The 23,338-nt window shown below is 33.4% G+C and carries 18 protein-coding genes; 12 read left to right on the top strand and 6 right to left on the bottom strand.

The genetic code is table 11. From position 1 onward, the window contains the following. Positions 1-11: 11 nt before the first annotated feature. The 8 genes from HM981_RS11940 (at position 12) to acs (ending at position 9,668) form a co-directional block, all read left to right on the top strand. Positions 12-272 carry a DUF4212 domain-containing protein gene (locus HM981_RS11940; RefSeq protein ID WP_173589254.1) on the top strand — a complete coding sequence of 87 codons (261 nt, stop codon included), beginning with the start codon at positions 12-14 and terminating at the stop codon, positions 270-272. 31 nt (positions 273-303) lie between these two features. Further along, on the top strand, positions 304-2,070 hold the full coding sequence (locus HM981_RS11935; RefSeq protein WP_179339032.1) for a sodium:solute symporter family protein: 1,767 nt from the start codon (positions 304-306) through the stop codon (positions 2,068-2,070). 125 nt (positions 2,071-2,195) lie between these two features. After that, positions 2,196-2,390, top strand: coding sequence for a hypothetical protein (locus HM981_RS11930; protein WP_173589256.1), 195 nt, complete (start codon positions 2,196-2,198; stop codon positions 2,388-2,390). Continuing rightward, on the top strand, positions 2,383-5,070 hold the full coding sequence (locus HM981_RS11925; RefSeq protein ID WP_179339031.1) for a sensor histidine kinase: 2,688 nt from the start codon (positions 2,383-2,385) through the stop codon (positions 5,068-5,070). The genes HM981_RS11930 and HM981_RS11925 overlap by 8 nt, the downstream gene beginning before the upstream one ends. Before the next feature lie 16 nt (positions 5,071-5,086). After that, the gene (locus HM981_RS11920) at positions 5,087-5,452 is read left to right on the top strand and encodes a response regulator (RefSeq protein WP_179339030.1); all 366 of its coding nucleotides are present in this window, start codon (positions 5,087-5,089) and stop codon (positions 5,450-5,452) included. Between the two features lie 73 nt (positions 5,453-5,525). Beyond that, on the top strand, positions 5,526-5,750 hold the full coding sequence (locus tag HM981_RS11915) for a hypothetical protein (protein ID WP_179335102.1): 225 nt from the start codon (positions 5,526-5,528) through the stop codon (positions 5,748-5,750). Further along, positions 5,747-7,642 (top strand): AMP-binding protein, encoded by a 1,896-nt coding sequence (locus tag HM981_RS11910; protein WP_179339029.1) that lies wholly within the window; start codon positions 5,747-5,749, stop codon positions 7,640-7,642. The genes HM981_RS11915 and HM981_RS11910 overlap by 4 nt, the downstream gene beginning before the upstream one ends. A gap of 118 nt (positions 7,643-7,760) precedes the next feature. Further along, positions 7,761-9,668 (top strand): acetate--CoA ligase, encoded by a 1,908-nt coding sequence (acs, locus tag HM981_RS11905; RefSeq protein WP_179339028.1) that lies wholly within the window; start codon positions 7,761-7,763, stop codon positions 9,666-9,668. A 163-nt stretch (positions 9,669-9,831) separates the two neighbouring features. On the opposite strand, the gene HM981_RS11900 is transcribed toward acs, so the two are convergent. Then, entirely contained in the window at positions 9,832-9,999 is a 168-nt protein-coding gene (locus tag HM981_RS11900) for a hypothetical protein (RefSeq protein WP_179339027.1), read from the bottom strand. A 118-nt stretch (positions 10,000-10,117) separates the two neighbouring features. Between HM981_RS11900 and HM981_RS11895 the strand changes: the two genes are divergently transcribed. Both HM981_RS11895 and HM981_RS11890 read left to right on the top strand, forming a co-directional pair. Continuing rightward, positions 10,118-10,786 carry an HAD family hydrolase gene (locus tag HM981_RS11895; RefSeq protein WP_179339026.1) on the top strand — a complete coding sequence of 223 codons (669 nt, stop codon included), beginning with the start codon at positions 10,118-10,120 and terminating at the stop codon, positions 10,784-10,786. Between the two features lie 161 nt (positions 10,787-10,947). After that, positions 10,948-13,530 carry a zinc-dependent metalloprotease gene (locus HM981_RS11890; RefSeq protein WP_179339025.1) on the top strand — a complete coding sequence of 861 codons (2,583 nt, stop codon included), beginning with the start codon at positions 10,948-10,950 and terminating at the stop codon, positions 13,528-13,530. Between the two features lie 82 nt (positions 13,531-13,612). Here the strand turns inward: HM981_RS11890 and HM981_RS11885 are convergent, their stop codons facing one another. After that, complete coding sequence (locus HM981_RS11885; protein ID WP_179339024.1) at positions 13,613-15,091, bottom strand: helix-turn-helix domain-containing protein; 1,479 nt, start codon at positions 15,089-15,091, stop codon at positions 13,613-13,615. A 119-nt stretch (positions 15,092-15,210) separates the two neighbouring features. On the opposite strand from HM981_RS11885, the gene aceB reads away from it, so the two are divergent. Both aceB and HM981_RS11875 read left to right on the top strand, forming a co-directional pair. Further along, positions 15,211-16,803 carry a malate synthase A gene (gene aceB / locus HM981_RS11880; RefSeq protein WP_179339023.1) on the top strand — a complete coding sequence of 531 codons (1,593 nt, stop codon included), beginning with the start codon at positions 15,211-15,213 and terminating at the stop codon, positions 16,801-16,803. Positions 16,804-16,886: 83 nt separating this feature from the next. Then, positions 16,887-18,515, top strand: coding sequence for an isocitrate lyase (locus HM981_RS11875; RefSeq protein WP_179339022.1), 1,629 nt, complete (start codon positions 16,887-16,889; stop codon positions 18,513-18,515). A 108-nt stretch (positions 18,516-18,623) separates the two neighbouring features. Here the strand turns inward: HM981_RS11875 and HM981_RS11870 are convergent, their stop codons facing one another. The 4 genes from HM981_RS11870 to prfB form a co-directional block, all read right to left on the bottom strand. Beyond that, positions 18,624-21,146 carry a TonB-dependent receptor domain-containing protein gene (locus HM981_RS11870; RefSeq protein ID WP_179339021.1) on the bottom strand — a complete coding sequence of 841 codons (2,523 nt, stop codon included), beginning with the start codon at positions 21,144-21,146 and terminating at the stop codon, positions 18,624-18,626. Positions 21,147-21,269: 123 nt separating this feature from the next. Further along, the gene (locus HM981_RS11865) at positions 21,270-21,740 is read right to left on the bottom strand and encodes a hypothetical protein (protein ID WP_179339020.1); all 471 of its coding nucleotides are present in this window, start codon (positions 21,738-21,740) and stop codon (positions 21,270-21,272) included. 10 nt (positions 21,741-21,750) lie between these two features. Then, a complete protein-coding gene (gene arsC / locus HM981_RS11860; RefSeq protein ID WP_179339019.1) occupies positions 21,751-22,092 on the bottom strand; it encodes an arsenate reductase (glutaredoxin) in 342 nt (113 codons plus the stop codon). Positions 22,093-22,219: 127 nt separating this feature from the next. After that, positions 22,220-23,321, bottom strand: a protein-coding gene (gene prfB / locus HM981_RS11855) for a peptide chain release factor 2 (protein WP_179339018.1) whose coding sequence is annotated in 2 segments (ribosomal slippage) — positions 22,220-23,257 and positions 23,259-23,321 — 1,101 coding nt in all. Because the reading frame shifts where the segments join, the coding sequence is not laid out codon by codon here. Between the last annotated feature and the right edge of the window lie 17 nt (positions 23,322-23,338).

Below are 23,338 nucleotides of genomic sequence, written 5' to 3'. Positions count from 1 at the left end.
ACTAAGAAACTATGAGTAATAAACAGGATCACGCTACAGCGTACTGGAAAGAAAATGTGAAGTATCTAGCCATACTTCTAACAATATGGTTTGTAGTATCCTTTGGGTGTGGCATTCTATTCAGAGAAGAATTAAACCAATTTAAACTAGGTGGTTTTAAACTAGGATTTTGGTTTGCGCAACAAGGGTCTATATATGTATTCGTGGTATTAATATTCGTTTATGTAAGATTAATGAACAAACTAGATAAAAAATACGGTTACGACGAGTAAGCCTTAACTAACAACATTAAATAAAAATATTATGAGTGTACAAACATGGACTTGGTTATTAGTCGGCATTACTTTTGCGCTGTATTTCGGAATCGCAATTTGGGCTAGAGCTGGCTCAACTAAAGAATTTTATGTTGCCGGTGGAGGTGTTTCGCCATTAGCAAATGGTATGGCAACGGCTGCCGATTGGATGAGTGCCGCCTCCTTTATAAGTATGGCAGGTATTATTTCCTTCGCAGGTTACGATGGCTCTGTTTATCTTATGGGATGGACCGGAGGTTACGTGCTTTTAGCATTGCTTTTAGCGCCTTATTTACGAAAGTTTGGGAAGTTTACGGTTCCCGATTTTATTGGAGATCGCTACTATTCAAACACTGCAAGAACAGTGGCTGTAATTTGTGCTTTAATCGTTTCATTTACTTATGTGGCAGGCCAAATGCGTGGTGTTGGAATTGTGTTTTCTCAATTCTTACAAGTAGATATTACTTTAGGTGTGATTATCGGAATGACAGTCGTTCTAGCATTCGCCTTGTTAGGAGGGATGAAAGGAATCACATACACGCAAGTGGCACAATATTGTGTTTTGATTTTTGCTTTTATGGTGCCAGCATTCTTTATTTCATTGCAAATGACAGGAAATATTATTCCTCAAATAGGAATGGGTGGTAAAGTTGAAGGCGGAGCATTTCTTCTCGATAAATTAGATTCTTTACATACAGAATTAGGGTTTCATGAATATACAAGCGGAACCAAAAGTACTTGGGATGTATTTGCAATTACTTTAGCGTTAATGGCTGGTACTGCTGGTTTACCTCACGTTATTGTTCGCTTTTTTACAGTGCCTAAAGTGAAAGATGCACGTAAATCTGCAGGATATGCTTTATTCTTAATTGCTATTTTGTATACAACAGCGCCTGCTGTAGCTGTTTTTTCTAGAACTAATTTAATTGAAACGGTAAGTAACCAACGTTATGATGAAATTCCGGTTTGGTTTAAAAATTGGGAGAATACAGGCTTAATTGCTTGGTCTGATAAAAATGGAGATGGTAAAATTCAATATGTCGCAGGAAATGCATTGTCTAGTAGTAAACCAGAATTTACAGATGCTAGAGGAGAACATGGTGAGCGTATTGTTGCTAACAGTAGCGGTGAAGTCAATGAATTATATGTGGATAGAGATATCATGGTATTAGCAAATCCTGAAATTGCAAACTTACCAAACTGGGTCATTGGATTGGTAGCAGCTGGTGGACTAGCGGCAGCTTTATCTACAGCTGCAGGATTACTTTTAGTAATTTCTACATCAGTTTCTCATGATTTAATTAAGAAACAATTGCGACCAGATATTTCTGATAAAAATGAATTAAGAGCAGCAAGAATTTCAATTTTTGTAGCGATTTTAATTGCAGGTTACTTTGGGATTAATCCACCAGGATTCGTCGCCGCCGTCGTCGCGCTCGCCTTTGGTCTCGCTGCCGCCTCCTTTTTTCCCGCCATTATTTTAGGGATTTTTGATAAACGAATGAATAAAGAAGGTGCTATTGCAGGTATGATTGTTGGTATTACATTAATGATGTACTACATGATGCGCTTTAAACTCGATATGTTTGGTGGAGGAACCAGTGAAGATTGGTGGTTTGGAACATCACCTGAAGGTTTTGGAACCATTGCTATGTGCGTCAATTTTGTGATTTCGGTAGTGATTTCAAGACTGTCACCTGCACCACCTCAAGAGGTTCAAGATATGGTTGAAAGTATTAGAATACCTTCAGGAGCAGGAGAAGCACAAGACCATTAAAAAGTTAATGTTTATATATCATTATTTTAATTTTACTTAGTTAGAGAATCAGTATTGCAATTTTTGTAATACTGATTTCTTATATTAGTAGATATTTAGTTGTTTCTATTAATAATTACGAATTCATGAAAAAACGTCACGAGCAAAAGCTAGTTGTGTTATCAATAGCTTTGTTTTTTGTATTCAATATTCCCTTTGTCCTCATTTTTAATTTTGAAGGCGCCATTTTCGGGATTCCAACACTATACTTTTCGTTATTTACGTTTTGGATGATTTCAATTGTGATTTCATATATCGTTTTAAAACGCCATTATGAATAGTTACGCCGTAATCATTATCATTATTATCTATTTAGCAATGTTGTTTTACATTGCTTTTCTTGCTGAAAAGAAACGACAAAGTAAATGGGTAAATAATCCATACGTCTACACCTTGTCTTTAGCGGTTTATTGTTCAGCATGGACGTATTATGGAAGCGTAGGTATTGCCGCTAATTCCGGAATCCATTTTTTACCAATCTATTTAGGCCCTGTTATTGCTGCGCCTTTATGGATTGTAATGCTTCGGAAAATCATAAGAATATCTAAGCAACATAAAATTTCATCTATTGCAGATTTTATTTCTTTACGTTACGGAAATAATAGGTTTTTAGGTGCATTAGTTACTGTGATTTGTCTTTTTGGTACCTTGCCTTATATTTCTTTACAGTTGAAGGCCGTCTCAGAAACCTTCGAAATTATATCTGGAGATAATAGTTATGTTTCTACCACAGTAATTGACGATTCTACATTTTACATCGCTTTATTGTTAGCCATATTCGCTGCTTTTTTTGGAACTCAAAATACAGATGCATCAGAAAAACATAAAGGTATTGTTGCTACAGTGGCATTAGAGTCGATGTTGAAGTTGTTGTTTTTTCTGGCTATAGGAACGTATATTACATTCTACTTGTTTGATGGGACTTCGGATATTTATGAGAAAATTTCTGTAACAGATAACTTTAAAGAATTAACTACACTTGGTAAAGTAGAGGATGGTTTTAATTGGTTTTTTATGATTGGGTTATCATTTATGGTCGTGTTTTTATTACCAAGACAGTTTCAAGTTGCCGTTTTAGAGAATAACAGAGAAAAACATCTTAAGAAGGCTATTTGGTTATTTCCATTGTATTTATTATTGTTTAATATTTTTGTCATCTTTATTGCTTGGGCAGGGAAACTCACTTTTGGGTCCACAGAAAATGCAGAATACTATACGCTATTATTGCCCTTAGAACATGGGAATACCTTTTTGGCAACGCTTGTGTTTTTAGGTGGTTTTTCAGCGGTGATTTCTATGGTTGTAGTGTCTACTTTGGCGTTGTCTACAATGGTAAGTAATAACTTGGTGATTCCGTATGGGTTCTTAGATAAATTCATAAAAAATCAACCGGAACGCAATTCAAAATACATCAAGACTATCCGTCGTGTTTCTATTTTTACCATCATTATCGCAGCATATTTTTTTTATGTAATATTTTCAAAAGCGCTATCGCTGTATTCCATAGGTTTAATATCGTTTGTGATTATATCTCAGTTAGCACCATCTTTTTTTATAGGTTTATATTGGAATCGTGGCTCTTCAAAAGGCGCCATTATTGGAATGATAGTCGGTTTTTGTGTTGCTATATATACCTTGGTTTTGCCATTTACATTGGAAGCTTATACAGGTACAGACGATTTTCGTCAATATGGCTTATTGGGTATTGAAGCCTTAAAACCCTATGCCTTATTTGGAATTGATTTTCTAAGTCCACCAGCTCACGCTTTTTTCTGGAGTATAACCTTTAATTTGTTTAGCTATTTAATGTTTTCATTAATGTCTAAAGGAAATTATAGAGAACGTAATTATGCTGAAATGTATGTAGATAGTAAAAACTTTACAAATCTTCAGGATAGTGCATTGGTTTGGAAAGGTGAAGCTTATGTGGCAGATATTAAAAATGTTTTAGCACGATTTTTAGGTGAAAAAAGAGCGACTCGTGCTTTAAAAATATTTTTCACAAAGTATAAATTATCTCAAGATACACAGTTGGCAGATGCACGTTTAATTAATTTTTCAGAAAAACTCTTAACAGGAAGTATTGGTTCTGCATCAGCAAAAATATTAATTGCAAGTGTGGTTAAGGAAGAGCAGATTAGTTTGGTTGAGGTTTTAAAGATTTTAGAGGAATCTAAAGAGAACATAGTTAGCAATAAAGTACTTCTAGAAAAGTCGAATGAGTTATCTCAATTAACATTTCAATTGAAAGAAGCTAATGAAGAGTTGATAGATAAAGACAAGCAAAAAGATGAATTTTTAGATACTGTCGCGCATGAGTTAAAAACGCCAATAACAGGAATTCGTGCAGCAGCCGAAGTCATTCTAGATGATGAGGAAATGCCTAAAGAAATTAAAGCACAATTTTTAAAGAATATTTTACAAGATTCGGATCGTTTAGGGCGCTTAATCAATAATATTTTAGATTTTGAAAAATTAGAGACAGGTGGTTTGCATTTAGACTTACAACCACAAGATATTCAAAAAACAATTGGTAAAGCTATTGCTAGTGTTTCTCAAATTGCAGCAAAAAAAGAAGTTTTAATTGTAAATAACAATATGCATCCTTTTGTAATTAACTATGATGAAGACCGTATTCTTCAAGTGTTGACCAATTTATTATCTAATGCTATTAAATTTTGCGAAACAAAAACAGGGAAAATTATAGTCGATTATAAGATCGGTAACCAAGTCGTTGAAATCTCAGTAGCAGATAATGGAAAAGGAATTCCGGAAGAAGATTTTATTTATATTTTCGATAAATTTTATCAATCTAAAAATCAAAATACAAGAAAACCAGAGGGCAGCGGATTAGGTTTAGCGATTACAAAACAAATAGTAGAAAAGCATAAAGGGAAAATTTGGGCCAAAAAAGACATAAAAAATGGTGCAACGCTTGTTTTTACAATACCTTTTGAGTAAATTGATACCCTAAAGTATGACGAAGAAAATTTTAATTGTTGACGATGAGCCAAATATTGTGATGTCGTTAGAGTACACCTTCAAAAAACAAGGTTTTGAAGTGTTTATTGCAAGAGATGGAAGTGAGGCTTTAGAAATATTAAAACATCATACGCCTAACGTTGTTTTGTTAGATATTATGATGCCAAATGTAGATGGGTATCAAACCTTAACATTTATAAAAGAAACAGAGAGTTTAAAACACATTAAAGTCGTGTTTTTAACCGCAAAGAATAAAGCTTCAGACGTTGAAAAGGGACTAAGTCTCGGAGCCGATAAATATTTAACTAAACCCTTTTCAGTAAAAAAAATAGTTTCTGAAATTCAGGAGCTTGTGACTTAGAGACAGTCTTTTAAGTCTTTTTTAAAATTGGTTTTGTGTGCAAACAAACTAAGTTTAATTAAAATTTAAAGACATGAAATTTCACATTAACCCATTAGCGTCAGATATAATTATAAGTATCTATGTTATAGCTACGCTGTTTTTAAGGTTTAAATACGAAAATATTACAAACGTAACTCCTATGCTTTCAATAGTTATGGGAATTTGTTTTGTGGTCATTATTTGGGTGCTTATCAAACTTCAAATACTCAATCCTAATTGGTTTGGCTTACTTAACTCTAAAAAAGGAAAGTCGTGAAATACCAAAAATTTTATAACGAAAGCATCAGTAATCCAGAGCAATTTTGGAAAACTCGAGCTAATGAAATTGATTGGTTTAAATCACCTAAAATCATATTGTCTAAGGATAAGTATGACTATAATCAGTGGTTTGAAGATGGGAAACTTAACCTCAGTTATTTGTGTATAGATAAACATATTAATGATGGTTATGGAGAGCAAAATGCGCTTATTTATGATTCTCCTGTTACCAATACAAAACAACATATTACATTTAATCAGCTACATTACGAAGTTTCAAAATTAGCCGGTGGATTGCAAAAGTTAGGCCTTAAAAAAGGAGATACTTGTATTATTTATATGCCTATGATTCCGCAAGCTATTTTTTCTATGTTGGCTTGTGCTAGACTTGGTGTTATTCACTCCGTTGTATTTGGTGGTTTTGCGCCACATGAGTTGGCAATTCGTATTGATGATTGTAAGCCAAAAGCAATTATTACAGCATCAAACGGAGTAGAAATTAAGCGTATTGTTCCTTACAAACCGTTTGTAGATGAAGCCATTGTAAAATCTGAAAATAAGCCAGAACATGTTATTGTTTTCGATAGGCAATTGGGTGTCGAGATCCCTGGGAAAGATTATGATGTAGATTATATAACTTTAGTAGAAGAATCACCTTCAATAGAGGCGGTTTCAGTAGAGTCCACACATCCTTTATATATCTTGTATACTTCAGGAACCACTGGAACACCAAAAGGAATTATTAGAGATACAGGTGGTTATGCTACAGCTTTAAAGTTTTCTATGAAATCTATTTATGGTGTCGATGAAGGAGAAGTATTTTGGGCAGCAAGTGACGTTGGTTGGGTTGTAGGTCATAGTTTTATAGCTTATGGACCGTTGCTTAATAGAAATACAACTATTGTTTTTGAAGGTAAACCAATTAAAACACCAGATGCTTCTACGTTTTGGCGCGTTATAAATGAACATAATGTAAAAGCAATGTTTACAGCTCCAACAGCAATTAGAGCAATTAAAAAAGAAGATCCTAATGGAGATCTGTTAAAACCATATGATTTATCCTGTTTAAAATATTTGTTTTTAGCTGGTGAACGTTGTGATGTCGCGACCTTAACTTGGGCCGAGCATCATTTAAATATTCCTGTAATAGATCATTGGTGGCAAACCGAAAGTGGTTGGCCAATGTTGGCGAATATGGTTGGAGTAAGCTTACAGCCAATAAAGCCAGGATCTGCAGGTCTTCCTGTTTCGGGTTATGATATTAAAATTTTAAATGAAGATGGTGAGGAGGTTGAATCTACTGTAGAGGGTTACGTAACTGTAAAGTTACCATTGCCTCCGGGAACATTGAGTAATCTTTGGGGAAATCCAGAGCGTTTCAAGTTCGGTTATTTAAATCGTTTTCCGGGTTATTATTTTTCAGGAGATGGAGGTTATATTGATGAAGATGGTTATGTATTCATTACAGGTCGTGTAGATGATATAATTAATGTCGCTGGTCACCGTTTATCTACCGCAGAAATGGAAGAAATAGTAGCGTCACATAATGCTGTTGCAGAATGTGCTGTATTTGGAGTGCATTGCGAAATTAAAGGGCAAAAGCCTTTAGGTTTAGTTGTGTTAAAAACCGATAAAAACTATGAAAGTACACTTGTAGAAAAAGAAATAGTACAAGATGTTAGGAGAGAAATAGGTGCTGTAGCATCCTTTAGAGATGTACTTGTTGTAGAACGTTTACCAAAAACAAGAAGTGGAAAAACACTTCGGAAACTATTGCGAAATATAGCAGATGAACAACAGTATAATATACCATCAACCATTGATGATGTTCAGATTATTGAAGAAATAAAATCGGTATATAAAATTCATAAAATAGGAATTCACAAATAAAATATTTGGTATTTTTTAAGTCCTATTAACTAGAAATAATAATAAATAAAAAAAACGATTTCTAACACGATTTGATAAAGTGTTAGAGATTTATTAAATCATATTAAATTAATAAAGCATGAGTAATTATCACATCAAACAGTTTGAAGAATATTTTCAGGTCTATAGAAAATCAGTAAGAAATCCAGAGCAATTTTGGGAAGAGATAGCTGAAGAGCATTTTACATGGAAAAAGAAATGGTCTAACGTTTTAAGCTACGATTTTGAGCAAGCTGAATTTAAATGGTTCGAGAATGCAAAACTTAATATTACAGAAAACTGCTTAGATAGACATTTGCATACAAATGGAGATAAAACGGCTATTTTATTTGAGCCTAATAATCCGGGTGAAGCAGCAGAGCATATTACATACAAGCAATTGCATCAGCGTGTTTGTAAGCTTGCCAATGTCTTAAAAGATAAAGGGATTAAAAAAGGAGATGTGGTTTGTATTTATTTGCCAATGATTCCAGAATTAGCAATTTCACTTTTAGCATGTGCTAGAATAGGAGCGATACATTCTGTTATTTTTGCAGGTTTTTCAGCAACAGCAATATCATCACGAATTAACGATTGTAATGCAAAAATGGTTATTACTTCAGATGGTTCTTATCGTGGTTCTAAAACTATTGATTTAAAAGGAATTGTAGATGAAGCTTTAAATGATACTCCTGGAATAGAATCGGTTTTGGTGGTGAAGCGTATAGATTCTGAAATAGACATGAAAGAAGGACGCGATGTTTGGTTGCAGCCTCTTTTGGATGATGCTTATGCTGAATGTGCAGCTGAAGTTATGGATGCGGAAGATCCGCTATTTATTTTGTATACGTCTGGATCAACAGGAAAACCAAAAGGGATGGTTCATACCATTGCAGGTTATATGGTATATACAGCATATACATTTAAAAATGTATTTCAGTATCGCGATAATGACGTGTATTGGTGTACGGCAGATATTGGTTGGATTACAGGTCACAGTTATATTGTTTATGGTCCTTTAGCAAATGGAGCGACTTCAGTAATGTTTGAAGGTGTACCAAGTTATCCAGATTACGGACGTTTTTGGGAGATTGTAGAAAAACATAAAGTTTCGCAATTTTATACCGCACCAACGGCTATTAGAGCCTTGGCAAAGCAAGGTTCAGATTTTGTAGATAAATATGATTTATCGTCATTAAAAGTATTGGGATCTGTTGGAGAGCCAATAAATGAAGAAGCTTGGCATTGGTATAATGAAAACGTTGGAAAAAAGAAAAGTCCAATTGTAGATACCTGGTGGCAAACCGAAACAGGAGGTATTATGATTACTCCAATTCCATTTTCTACTCCAACTAAACCAACCTATGCAACTTTACCTTTTATTGGAGTGCAGCCTGCATTAATGGACGAAAGTGGAAAAGAATTAAAAGGTAACCAAGTAGAAGGCCGTTTGTGTATTAAATTTCCTTGGCCATCAATGGCTAGAACTATTTGGGGAAATCATCAACGCTATAAAGACACATATTTTTCTGCTTATGATAATATGTATTTTACAGGAGATGGAGCATTACGTGATGAGGTTGGCTACTACAGAATTACAGGTAGAGTAGATGATGTAATTATTGTGTCTGGTCATAATTTAGGAACGGCACCAATTGAAGATGCTATTAACGAGCATCCAGCAGTTTCAGAATCTGCTATTGTAGGATTTCCACATGATGTCAAAGGAAATGCTTTGTATGGTTATGTAACCTTGAAAGATGTTGGTGAAAGCCGAAACCATGATAATTTAAGAATGGAAATCAATCAAGTTATTACAGATAGAATTGGGCCAATCGCAAAACTTGATAAAATACAGTTTACAGAAGCATTACCAAAAACAAGGTCTGGTAAAATTATGCGTAGAATTTTGAGAAAAATAGCAGCTAATGAAACCGATCAATTAGGTGATACAAGTACACTTTTAAATCCGGAAGTTGTTCAGAAAATTATTGATAATGTGAAATAATTTCACACAGTAGTATATTAAAAAGCAATAAGTAAGCGTCTTTAGTTATTTTTTAGTGACCATAATACAAACTATTATGTAGCAATATTATAAAGTCTCAATTACTTATTGCTTTTTTATTGTCTGATTATTTAACCAAAGTTTAGAATTCTAGTCTTCTAATTTAGCTATTATCTTCGTTTGCTTTTTTAGCTTTAGCCTGTTCTACAATAGCTCTAAGTTTTGCTTTTCGCTCATCAGTTTTAGATTTTTTCTTATTCTTTATCTGAGCAATTAATTTACTGTGCTTGGCTTTATTTGCTGTATTTTTTTCTTGTCCTTTCTTTGCCATCTTGAGTCTAATAATTTTAGAACTGTAAAACTAATCATATTAAATGATAAAATCACAGTGCTAACCACAGTGTTATAAAACCATTTACTTTTCTATCTTCGTTAAAAAATTAAAAATTATGCTTAAAGCGGTTTTATTTGATATGGATGGTGTTATTGTTGATACGGAGCCTTTACATCGTAAAGCCTATCATTTAATGTTTGATGAAGTTAATATTGATGTAGATAATACACTATATGAATCCTTCACAGGTCAGTCTACAATTAATATATGTAAACGTTTGGTCGATCATTTTAATTTAAATGACACACCAGAGCATTTGGTAAGTCTAAAGCGAAAACATTATAAATATTTATTTACTCATGATGAGGAATTAGATTTAATAGAAGGTGTTTTAGAGCGAATAAAAGACTTTCATGAAAACGGAGTAAAATTAGTTGTAGCATCATCTGCTTCTATGATTGGTATTAATCAAATCTTCGAGCGCTTTAATCTTAATCAATATTTTACTGATAAATTTAGTGGAGCAGATTTAAAAAAATCAAAACCACATCCAGAAATTTTCTTAAAAGCGGCAGAATCTACAGGGTTTCATAAATCTGAATGTATGGTTATCGAGGATTCTACAAATGGCATTAAGGCAGCATATGCAGCCGGAATTTTTTGTGCAGGTTTTAAAAGTAAGAATTCTTCTGGTCAGGATTATACATTAGCTAATGTGGTTGTCTCTAGTTTTGAAGAATTATCATTTTCAAAACATGAGTCGTTTTTCATAAATTCTATTTAAACTACTTTTTATTCCGAGATCAATATCCTGGTTGTTTTTCTATGATTAGAAGCCTTAAAATAAGGCTTAAGTTTCTAGTGGTGGTGTTTTAACATAATTATTAAAAATAATTATCTATCTTGTTTACATTCAAAAAACAATATAACTAATCAATCAAAATTATGAACAGCAAAAAACGAAACGTCTTTAGGCTACTGTCTTTGGGGCTAGTTGCGTGTGCTTTTATAGCACCTCAAAATCTAGAAGCTCAGCGTAAAAAGAAAAAGAATAAAACAGAGGTCTCTGCTCCAAAAATTAAGAAAGAAAAATCAATAAAAGAACTTACCAAATCAAGTAAAAGGATAGAAGGTCTTTTTACTATTTACAGAGACACTATTACTGGTAGTTTACAAATGGTAATTAGTGAAAAGCATTTAGATAAAGATTATATTCATTTTAATCAAGTCTCTAATGGTGTTATTGATGCAGGAAGATATAGAGGAGCTTATGGAGGTTCAAAAATTTTCAAAGTAAAAAAATACTATAATAAGATTGAGTTTGTATCTCAAAATACATCATTTTACTTTGATCCTGAAAATGCCATTTCTAAATCTAAAGATGCTAATACAAGTGAAGGTATCATGGCAACGATAAAGATTGAAGCTTATGATCAAAAAGAAGGTCTATATTTAATTAAAGCAGACGATTTATTTTTAAAAGAAACGTTTTCTCAAGTAAAGCCTCCTCGTTTTCCTGGATCTAGCCCAATGGCATTTACTCTTGGTAATCTCGATAAGTCCAAAACCAAAATCAATAGCATTAAAAACTATGATGATAATACAAATCTTGAGGTAGAGTATGTGTATTCAAAACCATCTGTTTTAAATGGTGGGTCTCAGGCTGTAACTGACGGAAGAAACGTGAGTATTAAAGTGTTTCATAGTTTAATTGCAATGCCAGAGAATGACTATAAGATTCGTTTAGACGATCCAAGAGTTGGTTATTTTACAACACAGGTTAATGATCAAACGGCTACAAATTCAGCACCATACAAGGATTTAGTACACCGTTGGAATCTAATTAAAAAAGATACTAGCTTAGCAATCTCAGAACCTGTAAAACCTATTACTTGGTGGATGGAGAATTCTACACCTATTGAATGGAGAGAAACAATTAAAGCGGGAGTTTTAGAATGGAATAAAGCTTTTGAAAAAGCAGGATTTAAAAATGCTATGGTTGTAAAGTTGCAACCAGATGATGCAGATTGGGATGCTGGAGATATTAATTATAATGTTTTACGTTGGACGTCGTCGCCTAATCCACCTTTTGGAGGTTATGGTCCAAGTTTTGTAAATCCAAAAACAGGAGAAATCATTGGGGCAGATATTATGTTAGAATATGTGCATTTTACCAATAGAGTGTTCTACGATCAATTATTTGATTTAGCAAAAGCTGATGCAGAATTCAGTCCTTCAGATTATTTAAAAAAGAATAAAGTATTATGTTCTTTTGGTCATGTAATGCACGAGAATACCATGTTTGGTCAGGCTGTAGTTGAAGCAGCAGGTGGATCTGATTTAGAAATGGCTCGTATGAAAAAAGAATCAATGTTAGCTTTAATTATGCATGAAGTTGGTCATACATTAGGTTTAAATCATAACATGAAAGCGAGTCAATTGTTTTCACCAGAAGAATTAGCAAATAAAGAATTCATAGAAGGAAAATGCTTAACAGGTTCTGTTATGGATTATGCAGGTATTAATTTAACAAACAACAGAGCTAATCAAGGACAATATTATGATACATCAGTTGGACCTTATGATCTTTGGGCAATTCAGTTTGGTTATACGCCTTTTAAATCTGAAGGAGAAAAAACAGCTTTGCTTAATAGATCTACAGAGCCAGAATTAATATTTGGTAATGATGCAGATGATATGCGTTCTCCAGGAAAAGCTATTGATCCAAGAGTGATGGTTGGTGATTTGTCTAACGATCAAATTGGTTATTCTATCAATAGAATTGAGTTGGTAGATAGCATGATGAGTTCTGTTAAAACAAAATTTTCTAAAACAGGAGAATCGTATCAAGAGTTAAGACGTGCTTACTATTTATTAAGCGGACAGCGTGCCATTGCAACTGGTGTTATGTCTCGATTTATAGGAGGTGTTTATGTGGATAGAGCCACGATAGGACAAGAAGGTGGAACGCAACCATTTACTCCTGTAAGTTTAGAAGATCAAAAACGTGCCATGAATGCTTTGAAAAAATATGCTTTTGCACCAGATGCATTTAGTGCGCCAAGCGACTTGTATAATTCTCTAGCGATGCAACGTCGAGGTTATAACTTTTTTAGAGGTCCAGAGGATCCAAAAATCCACAGTCAAATATTAACGTATCAAGAAAATGTATTGAGACATATTTTACACCCAAACACCTTACAGAGAATCACTGATAGTGAGTTATATGGAAATGAATATAGCTTGTCTTCATTTATGTCAGATTTAAACGCTGCTATTTTTAAAGCAGATATTTATGGTAATGTAAATTCGTTTAGACAGAATTTACAAATAGCATACACCAATAGGCTTATTGATATGCTTACAGGAAAGCAAAGTAGTCGTTTTACAAATAACGCAAAATCTATGGCATTATATAATTTGAAACAAATTAGAACGATGGCTGCACCAACAGGAAATGTATCAAGTAAGGCTCATAAGCAGCATTTAAGAACCTTAATTGATAATGCATTAAAAGAAGTTAAGTAATAGTAGATTTTATGTAGGTAGAAAAAGCACAAATTGCATTTAACAATGCTATTTGTGCTTTTTTATGATTTGATATTTTATACTATTTGCTGAATTTTTCTTGTAAATCATTCACCACATTAGTGATTTTTTCATCTTTCAATTTCGATAAAATAACTTTAGGCGCTGCTTGTCTAACGTCACAATCGCTTATAGAACAACGTTCGCAGGTAACACCAACTTGAGTAGAAGGAATTAATTTACTTTTTGAAAAAGCGACTTTTCTTTTATATTGATTGTTAATTTGAATACCAATACTAACACTTCTGTAACTATCCGAAATAAAAGGATCTGCAGTTGCGGAAGATAGTACAAGGTAGCTTTTTTCTTCATTTGGATAATTAGAAACCTGTAGGTCAAATTCGTGAATATTACCAGACGTGCTAATGTCATTTATAACTTTTAGAGAGACCCATCTTCTACAATAATGTTCATTGGTTTCATTAGCATGAGGAGATTGTTGTTTTGATAAATGCAATTCTTTATTTAAGGTGAAATCTTCGCTATTTTTTTTATGAGAAAATCTTAAAAAGAATAAGCTTTTAAGGTTGAAGTCCTTTGGTAAAATATTAGTTAACCTTTGGTAAATAGATTCAGGTGAAGCATTATAGTTGTCTATAATACGCTCAAAATCTTTGGTATTAAAGTCTTTTTTAGAAAATAGAGATTTCAAATCGGTAACCAATCGCGCTCTAGGAATAATTAAAGCTCCAGCAAAATAAGACGCGTAAAAATTGTTAAGGACTTGGTCAAAATTCTCAAATTTTATCCATGAAAAGGTATAGAGACGTTCGTTAATCTTTAAATAGTTATAAGCAATTTCTTTAGCGTATATAAATGTTTTTTGTGCATCATCTATATGTTTGGCTAGTAAAAGTGTCTTTGTCTTAGGAACAAAAACGGAACGTAAATTCTCTAATTCAGTATGCGATTCTAGTTCAGACTTATTAATAGTATAACCATATTCTTCAACCAGGATCTCTTCGAGTTCTTTGGAGTGTAACGGCTGTGTTAAGTCTACTTGATACGTTTTTGAAAAAGCAATTACAGCCTGTTCTAAATGATCAAAATAATTATTGTTAGCTTCTTGGAACGATCTTACGGAAGCTAAATAGAAACTTTCCTTACTAAAACTGTAGTTTTTTGCAATTTCAATAATAGTACTAATAAAAGCAGTAACCTTAGCAGGTGCGTTAGAAATAATATCGATCATGGTGCTTTCCTGAATCCCAAATAACTCTAAAGGTATTTCTTTTAGCAATTTTGATTGTAGAATTTCACCAATAGGAGCTAGGTTTTTATCTAATTTTAAAGACACCATTTCATCATAAGGAACATCTAAATGCTCAGATAACGCTGCAATTTTATCTGGTTTAGGATATTTTTTTCCTTTCTCTATTTCATTTAAATAGGATTTTGATAATCCAGATAATTTTGAAAGTCCAAATAACGAAAGCTCTCTGTCTGTACGTATTTGCTTCAGTTTTAATCCAAATATAAGTTTAATGTATTCTTGTTCCATAGTTGCAAATATACTATAATTTGCGAATTTTATTTTTTAGCGAAAAATAATATTTAGCGAACGTTCGCTTGTTTTATTGAAAAATAGATTGTAACATTGTTTCATCAAAACATATAAGCATGGAAACAGTAACACAACAAAAAATGAAATTTTCGCCAGAGGTGACAAATTTCTATCCCAAAATTTTAACAGAGGAGGCTATGACATTTCTGTCAGCTTTACAAGAAAAATTTAACGATTCTCGTTTAGAACTTTTAAAACGACGCGAAAAAGAACAAACTCTTTTTGATAAAGGTGGTTTTCCGTCTTTCCCTGTAGAAACAGAATCTATTAGAACATCTGATTGGCAAGCAGCAGAAATTCCGAAAGATTTATTAGATCGTCGTGTAGAGATTACAGGTCCTGTAGATCGTAAAATGGTGATTAATGCTTTAAATTCTGGTGCAAAAACTTTTATGGCAGATTTTGAGGATAGCAATGCTCCAAGTTGGAAAAACACTTTAGAAGGGCAGCAAAACTTAATTGATGCTAACTTAAAAACGATTGAATTGGTTGATGAAGCTAGAGGTAAACATTATCAACTAAATGATGAAACGGCTGTGCTAATTGTAAGACCTAGAGGTTTGCATTTAAACGAGCGTCATGTATTACTTAATGGGCAAGAAATGTCTGGTAGCTTGTTTGATTTTGGACTCTATGTATTTCATAATAGTGTAGCATTAATGGAAAGGGATTCTGCACCATATTTCTATTTGCCAAAACTAGAACACTATTTAGAAGCGCGCTGGTGGAATGCTGTTTTTGAGTTTACTCAAGAGTATTTAGAAATCCCAAATGGAACTTTTAGAGCGACTTTACTTATAGAAACCATCACAGCAAGTTTTCAATTGGATGAATTTATTTATGAATTAAAAGAACACATCGTTGGTTTAAACTGCGGACGATGGGATTATATCTTTTCATACATTAAAAAATTCAGAAATCATGAGGGTTTTATAGTTCCAAATCGCGATAAAGTAACCATGGCAACACCATTTATGGCTGCGTATTCTAATTTAGTGATTCAACGTTGTCATAAACGAGGAATTCATGCGATGGGAGGCATGGCTGCACAAATTCCCATTAAAAATAATCCTGAAGCCAATAAAGCTGCGCTCGAAAAAGTAAGATTAGACAAAGAACGTGAGGCTAGAAATGGGCATGATGGTACTTGGGTTGCGCATCCCGCTTTAGTTGAGGTAGCGATGAAAGAATTTGATAAATACATGCCAACACCAAATCAAATTTTTAATAAGCGTGAAGATGTTGTGGTTACGGAATCAGATTTGGTAGAGCTACCACAAGGCACAATTACAGAAACAGGGATTAGAAAAAATATTAACGTCGGTATTTTATATCTCGAAGCTTGGTTAAGAGGTCATGGTGCTGTTGCGCTTTACAATTTAATGGAAGATGCTGCTACAGCTGAAATTTCTAGAACGCAAGTTTGGCAATGGCTTAAAAATGAAGCGTTTTTAGATGATGGAAGAGCATTTAATAAAGACTTGTTTGACGTATTGTTTGATGATGAAGTTGAAAAAATCATCAAAGAAGTAGGTGAGGATAACATTAAAAACACAAAATTCTTAGAGGCAATTGCACTATTTAAACGTTTAGTAACTCAGGAAGAGTTTGAAGAATTTTTAACGCTTTCGGCATATCAATATATTTAAAAAAATGTCTCGCAACTACTGGAATAGATTGCGAGACCTAATCATCAAAATTTGGAATAAACATTAATAATCAAAACAAAATTATGAAAAATTTACCACAAAGTAACTATAGTTCTGCATTGCAAACTGTAAGAGATTTAAAGGAAAAGTACGGACAAACTTGGAATGCTATTAATCCTGAAAGTGCAGCGAGAATGGTTGCTCAAAATCAATTTAAAACAGGTTTAGATATTGCAAAATATACTGCAGCTATTATGCGAAAAGATATGGCAGAGTACGATGCAGATGCTTCAAAATACACACAATCTTTAGGGTGCTGGCATGGTTTTGTGGCACAGCAGAAAATGATTGCGGTTAAAAAGCACCATAAAACAACAAGTAAACGCTACTTATACCTTTCTGGTTGGATGGTTGCTGCATTGCGTTCAGAATTTGGACCATTGCCAGATCAGTCCATGCACGAAAAAACAGCAGTTCCTGGACTTATCGAAGAAATTTATGATTTCTTACGTCAAGCAGATGCTATAGAGTTAAATGATTTATTTAGAAGACTTGAAAACGGTGAAGATGTACAAAACGACATCGATAATTTTGAAACGCATATTGTTCCTATAATAGCAGATATTGATGCTGGTTTTGGAAATGAAGAGGCCACGTATTTATTAGCGAAAAAAATGATTCAGGCAGGAGCTTGTGCTATTCAAATTGAGAATCAAGTTTCAGATGCTAAACAATGTGGACATCAAGATGGAAAAGTAACGGTTCCTCATGAAGATTTTGTAGCAAAATTAAATGCAGTGCGTTATGCTTTTATAGAATTAGGAATTGATGATGGAATTATTGTTGCTAGAACTGATTCTGAGGGAGCTGGATTAACTCAGAAATTACCAGTAAGTCAAGAACCTGGAGATTTAGCATCTCAATACTTAGCTTTTGTTGATGCAGAAGTTGTTACTATCGAAGATGTAAAACAAGATGAGGTTTTATTAAAGAGAGATGGTAAATTGGTTCGACCAATTAGATTAGCTAACGGTTTGTATAAGTTTAAGGAAGGCTCTAATATCGATAGAGTGGTATTAGATTGTGTTACTAGTTTGCAAAACGGGGCCGATTTATTGTGGATTGAAACACCTACACCAAATGTGAATCAAATTGCACACATGGTAAATAGGATTAGAGAAATTGTACCTAACGCAAAATTGGTTTATAATAATTCGCCATCCTTCAACTGGACATTAAACTTCAGAAACCAGGTTTATAACGAAATGCTTGCGGAAAATGAAAATATGACGGCTTACGATAGAAATAATTTAATGGATGCTCAGTATGATGATTCAGAATTGTGCCATCGTGCAGATCGAAAAATTAAAACATTTCAAATGGATAGTGCAAGACAAGCGGGTATATTCCATCATCTAATTACGTTACCAACATATCATACAACAGCTTTACATATGAACGATTTAACTGAAGGCTATTTTGGAGATGATGGTATGTTAGCTTATGTAAAAGGAGTGCAAAGACAAGAGATTAGAAAAAGCGTTGCTTGTGTTAAGCATCAACGAATGGCTGGTTCTGATCTTGGTGACGACCATAAAGCATTTTTTGCAGGTGATAAAGCTTTAAAAGCAGGTGGAGAAAATAATACTTCAAACCAGTTTGAGGTGAAGACAGAAAAAGTTGAGGTTAAAGAAAAATTAAGCGTTGCTTAAAAAGAGATTGTTAATGATGAATATAGATTCTTAATTAGCATAGTATAAAGTAAAAAGGCACATTCAATATAGAATGTGCCTTTTTTTTATGCTTTAAAATTAAGGTTTTTAACCTTCAAACTCCATATCATCTCCTCCGTTTCCACGTTGTCCAGAGCGATCCTTGTTGTTTAACATTTGATTAAATCTATAAATAAACGACACATTAACTTGACGTTGTCTCCATTGAAATTCACTATAACGGCTATAGAAATCTGTAGTGGTTACAGATTTGTATTTTCTAGAATTTAATAAATCTCTAACGTTTACAGAAATCGTTGCTTTCTTATTTAAAATTTCTTTACTAAAGGCCAAATCTAAAGAGAAAATACCTTCGGTATCTGATTGTGCTTCTTGTCTAGCACCTCTATAAAATGCACTAGTTTGCCAATCGATTGCTAGAGGTAAAGTAACTTTAGAGCTAAAACGAGCAAACCAACTTGTGTTTTTTGCACCGTAATCTACATCATTAAATTCACCTTCAGTTTCAAATTGGTAGAAGTTAAAACTAGAGTTTAATCTTAACCATTTTTCAGGACTGTACATTACACCAAGTTCAGCTCCTGTTCTTTTGTTAGTTGCTAAATTAATTGGGATTGTTCTAATAATATCAATACCATCTGTTGTTTGCTGACCTGTATTTTCTTGTACACGCTCAAATGAGTCTGTTTCGTGTTGGTAGTAAATAGAAGAGGTTAATGTGAATTTATCCCATCGCTTTAAGTAACCTAAATCAAAAGTACTAGAATAAGCAGGAGCTAAATTAGGGTTTCCTTGAAATATATTTGTTCTACTAGAGCGTGAAGGAAAAGGATTAATGTACCAACCACGGGGACGGTTAATTCTTCTATTGTATCCAAGAGTAATGCTTTCTTCATTCCCAGTGTCAGCTGAATTTAAGTTATAAATAAAATTAACTGTAGGAAATAAACCTAAATAATTTCTGTCAAAATCTGTGTCAATTGGGAAGCCAAATTCTTCATTTAATTCTTGTTCTGTAAGGCGAGAATCAATTTCTCCTTTTAATTGCGTGTTTTCTAATCGTAAACCGAATAAGAAAGAGAACTTTCCTAATTTTGATCCATACTGAGTATACAATGCATTCACGTTTTCAGTATAATCAAAAATGTTTGAAATAGCTTCATTGACTTCAAGAATTCCGGTGTCTGTGTCTTCTTGGTCAAGTTGGTAATCCGTTACACTATTTTCAAAACTACCTCTATAACCAGCTTCAAAACGAGAATCTTTTCCAAGAGGTAAAACATAATCAGCTTGAAGTAAGTATTCGTTTTTATCTTCGTTAGTAAATTCTTGTTCTATTTGAAAAGGTTCAGGAATAGCTTGGTCTGTAAAAAGATAATCTTCGTTCAAATAAGTTAAGCCGTCTTCTTTCTTTTTTTCATATTGAAAATCAGCTGTTAATTTATGATCGCTGTCTTCTCCAAATTTTTTCACATAGTTAAGTGCTATTTGGAAGCTGTTGTCTTTTTCAGTTTCTCTTTCTCTTCTTAATGTTTCTTCAACAATGACATTATTGTTAAAACGTTCACTATTGTTAAGAGACACGTCAGAATCATTTCCAAAATTATAAAAGAAACTACCTGTTATAGATGAAGACTCGTTAAGGAAATACTCCATACCAAGGTTGGCATTGTAATTTCTACTTAAGCGATCAACATTTTGGTCTTCGCGTATTCTTCTAAATTCAGGTATGTCAAGTTCGCCATCTTCGTCTAAAGTGTCAAAGTAATCTACGTCAGTAAAAGTTGTACGTGGAGCATCAGAATAACGCCACCCAAAATTTGAAAATAAATTATATTTTTCTCTACGATAGTTTAATGCAGTTGAAAGTCCAAGGTTATCAGGATTTCCACCAGTTAATGTAAATGAACCATTAAAGCCAAGGGTTTCTTTTTGTCTAAGAATTATATTAAGAATTCCAGCAGTTCCTTCAGCATCATATCTAGCAGAAGGTGAAGTAATAACTTCTACACGTTCAATAGCTTCAGCAGGTAATTGACTTAAGATATTGCTATCTCCAAAGCCTGCCATTGCAGATGGTTTTCCGTTAATTAATATTCTAACATTTTCGTTTCCTCTAAGGCTTATAGCTCCTTCTACATCTACTGTCACTGAAGGTACGTTATTAAGTGCGTCGCTTACAGTGCCACCAGCAGTGGTTAAATCCTTACCAATGTTGTATACTTTTTTATCTAATTTTATTTCTACAGTAGTTCGCTCTGCTACGACCATAACTTCATCTAAAGTATCGACGTCTAACGCTAAACTAATAGTGCCCAAATTAGTGTTCTTTGAAAGTGTTTGAGCAGGGAAAGTCTTTGTTTTGTATGAAATATATTCTACTGAAATGACGTAAGTTCCTTCAGGTACTTCAATCTTAAATTTTCCTTTAGTATCTGTTATAGATCCTGTAACGATGTCGTTACCTGTTTTAATAACTACAGTAGCATATTCTAATGGGATATTGGTATCTTCTTCGATAACAGTACCTTCTATTTTAATGCTTTTTTGAGCAAAAGAATATGTTAGAGAAAAAAGGATTAAAAGCGTCGTATAAAAGGATAATTTCATTGCAAATATTTAAAGATTAGTCTTTGTTAGACTTGCAAAAATACCTTTAGTTTAGTGGTTATTGGTTAATGTTTTGTTAAAGACATTGTTAAAAAATCACGACTTTTTTTTTAACAAAAAAAGTTAACTTTTGTCCTTTTTTTGTTTCCTTTTTTTACGTTTTTCTTTCTTAGTTTCAGCCACTTCTTTCTCGTCAAATTTTCCATTGATGAGTTCTGTAACCTTAGTCATATCACTTTCTGAAATAAGTTCTTTGAGGTCTTTAAAATGAGATTCCTTTAGATTCTCAAGAGCTTTTACACGATCTAAATAATGCTCATAAGGAGCTTTTAGAATAACTAATCTCGCATCGAGAAAACTGTTAATATTTTGTTTGGTAATATGTTTTTGAAATTCGTCTCCCTCTAAGGTTAATAAGAAGTTGTCAATATATTCCTCTTTTCGTTCTTCTATTTCACGTTCTCGTTTTGCGATTTCTTGTTCTGTAGGTTCTCTATTTGTTTCAGGAATAACGCTGTTGTTTCTTCGTCTACTTTGTGAGTGAATGCTTAGCCCAAATATAAGTGCGAAAAGAATTAAAACTGTTTTTTTCATTTGTATGATTTTATATAATTTCTAGAATAGCTTCTGTTGGTCTCCCAATGACTGCTTTAGTTCCGTTAATTACTATTGGTCTTTCAATTAGTTTTGGATGTTTTACCATAGCTTCAATCACTTCTTTATCTGTAAGTGTTTTGCCTTTGTAGTCAGATTTCCAAATCGCTTCATTTTTACGAATTAAATCTATTGGTTTTATATCTAATTTAGAAATGATGTCTTCTAAGTCTTTTTTAGTTAATTGGTCTTCAAGATATTTAATGATTTCAAATTCTTTGCCAGATTCTTCCAATAGTGAAAGCCCTTGTCTCGATTTCGAACATCTTGGATTATGGTATATTTTAATCATTTTATGCTGAATTTACTTTTGCTGAACTTGTTTTAGTAGTTTGGCACCAATTCCTAAGAAATCGGGAATTTATTATTAATTTTATAATTGCAATTACTATGCCTAATAGTAGTTAAGCCCTCAACTTTTAAATGGTTTCTTCTTTTTGTCCCATCATCATTAAATAAGCTTTTAAGAACGGTTCTAAATCTCCGTCCATTACAGCATCTACATTTCCAGTTTCATGAGCAGAACGGACATCTTTTACTAATTTGTATGGATGCATTACATAATTTCTTATCTGACTTCCCCATTCAATTTTCATTTTTCCAGCTTCAATATCATCACGTTGTGCCATTTGTTTTTGTAACTCAATTTCATATAATTGAGACTTTAACATTTGCATGGCTCTAGTTCTATTGTCTTGCTGAGAACGTGTTTCAGAACATTGAATTTGAATACCAGAAGGTTTGTGTTTCAATTGTACTTTAGTTTCCACCTTATTTACATTTTGCCCGCCAGCTCCACTGGAGCGTGCGGTTGTAATTTCGATATCTGCAGGATTTATTTCTACCTCAATAGAATCGTCTACCAAAGGATACACGTAAACGGAAGCAAAACTAGTGTGTCGTTTGGCATTACTATCAAAAGGAGAAATACGAACTAAACGATGCACTCCATTCTCGCCTTTAAGCCAGCCAAAAGCATAATCTCCTTCAATCTCTATAGTAACTGTTTTAATACCAGCAACATCGCCTTCTTGCATGTTAAGTTCCCTAACTTTAAAGCCGTTTTTTTCTGCATACATAAGGTACATACGTAAGAGCATATTTGCCCAATCGCAAGACTCTGTTCCGCCTGCACCAGCTGTAATTTGGAGTACAGCACTGAGGCTATCTCCTTCTTCGGAAAGCATGTTTTTGAATTCTAGTTTTTCAATAGCTGTGACGCATTTTGTAAAACGAGCTTCCACATTTTCCATAGGAGCTTCATCTTCTTTATAGAATTCGTAAATAACTTCTAAGTCTTCAAAAAGAGATTTGGCATCGTTATAATCGATAACCCAACTTTTTTTCTCACGAATTGATTTCATAACCAATTCTGCAGCTTTAGAGTCATTCCAAAAATTAGGGTCGAAAGTTTGTTCTTCTTCGTTAGATATTTCTATGAGCTTAGCATCTAAGTCAAAGATATTGTCTAAGTACGTCTAGACGGGAATTGAGATCTTTTATTTGATCTGATGTAATCATAACTAATTGTATTTGCT

The organism is Winogradskyella ludwigii, from assembly GCF_013403985.1.
Taxonomy (GTDB): Bacteria; Bacteroidota; Bacteroidia; order Flavobacteriales; family Flavobacteriaceae; genus Winogradskyella; species Winogradskyella ludwigii.
Note: the sequence above shows the minus strand (reverse complement) of the source record. Positions and strands in the feature narration are given on the sequence as shown.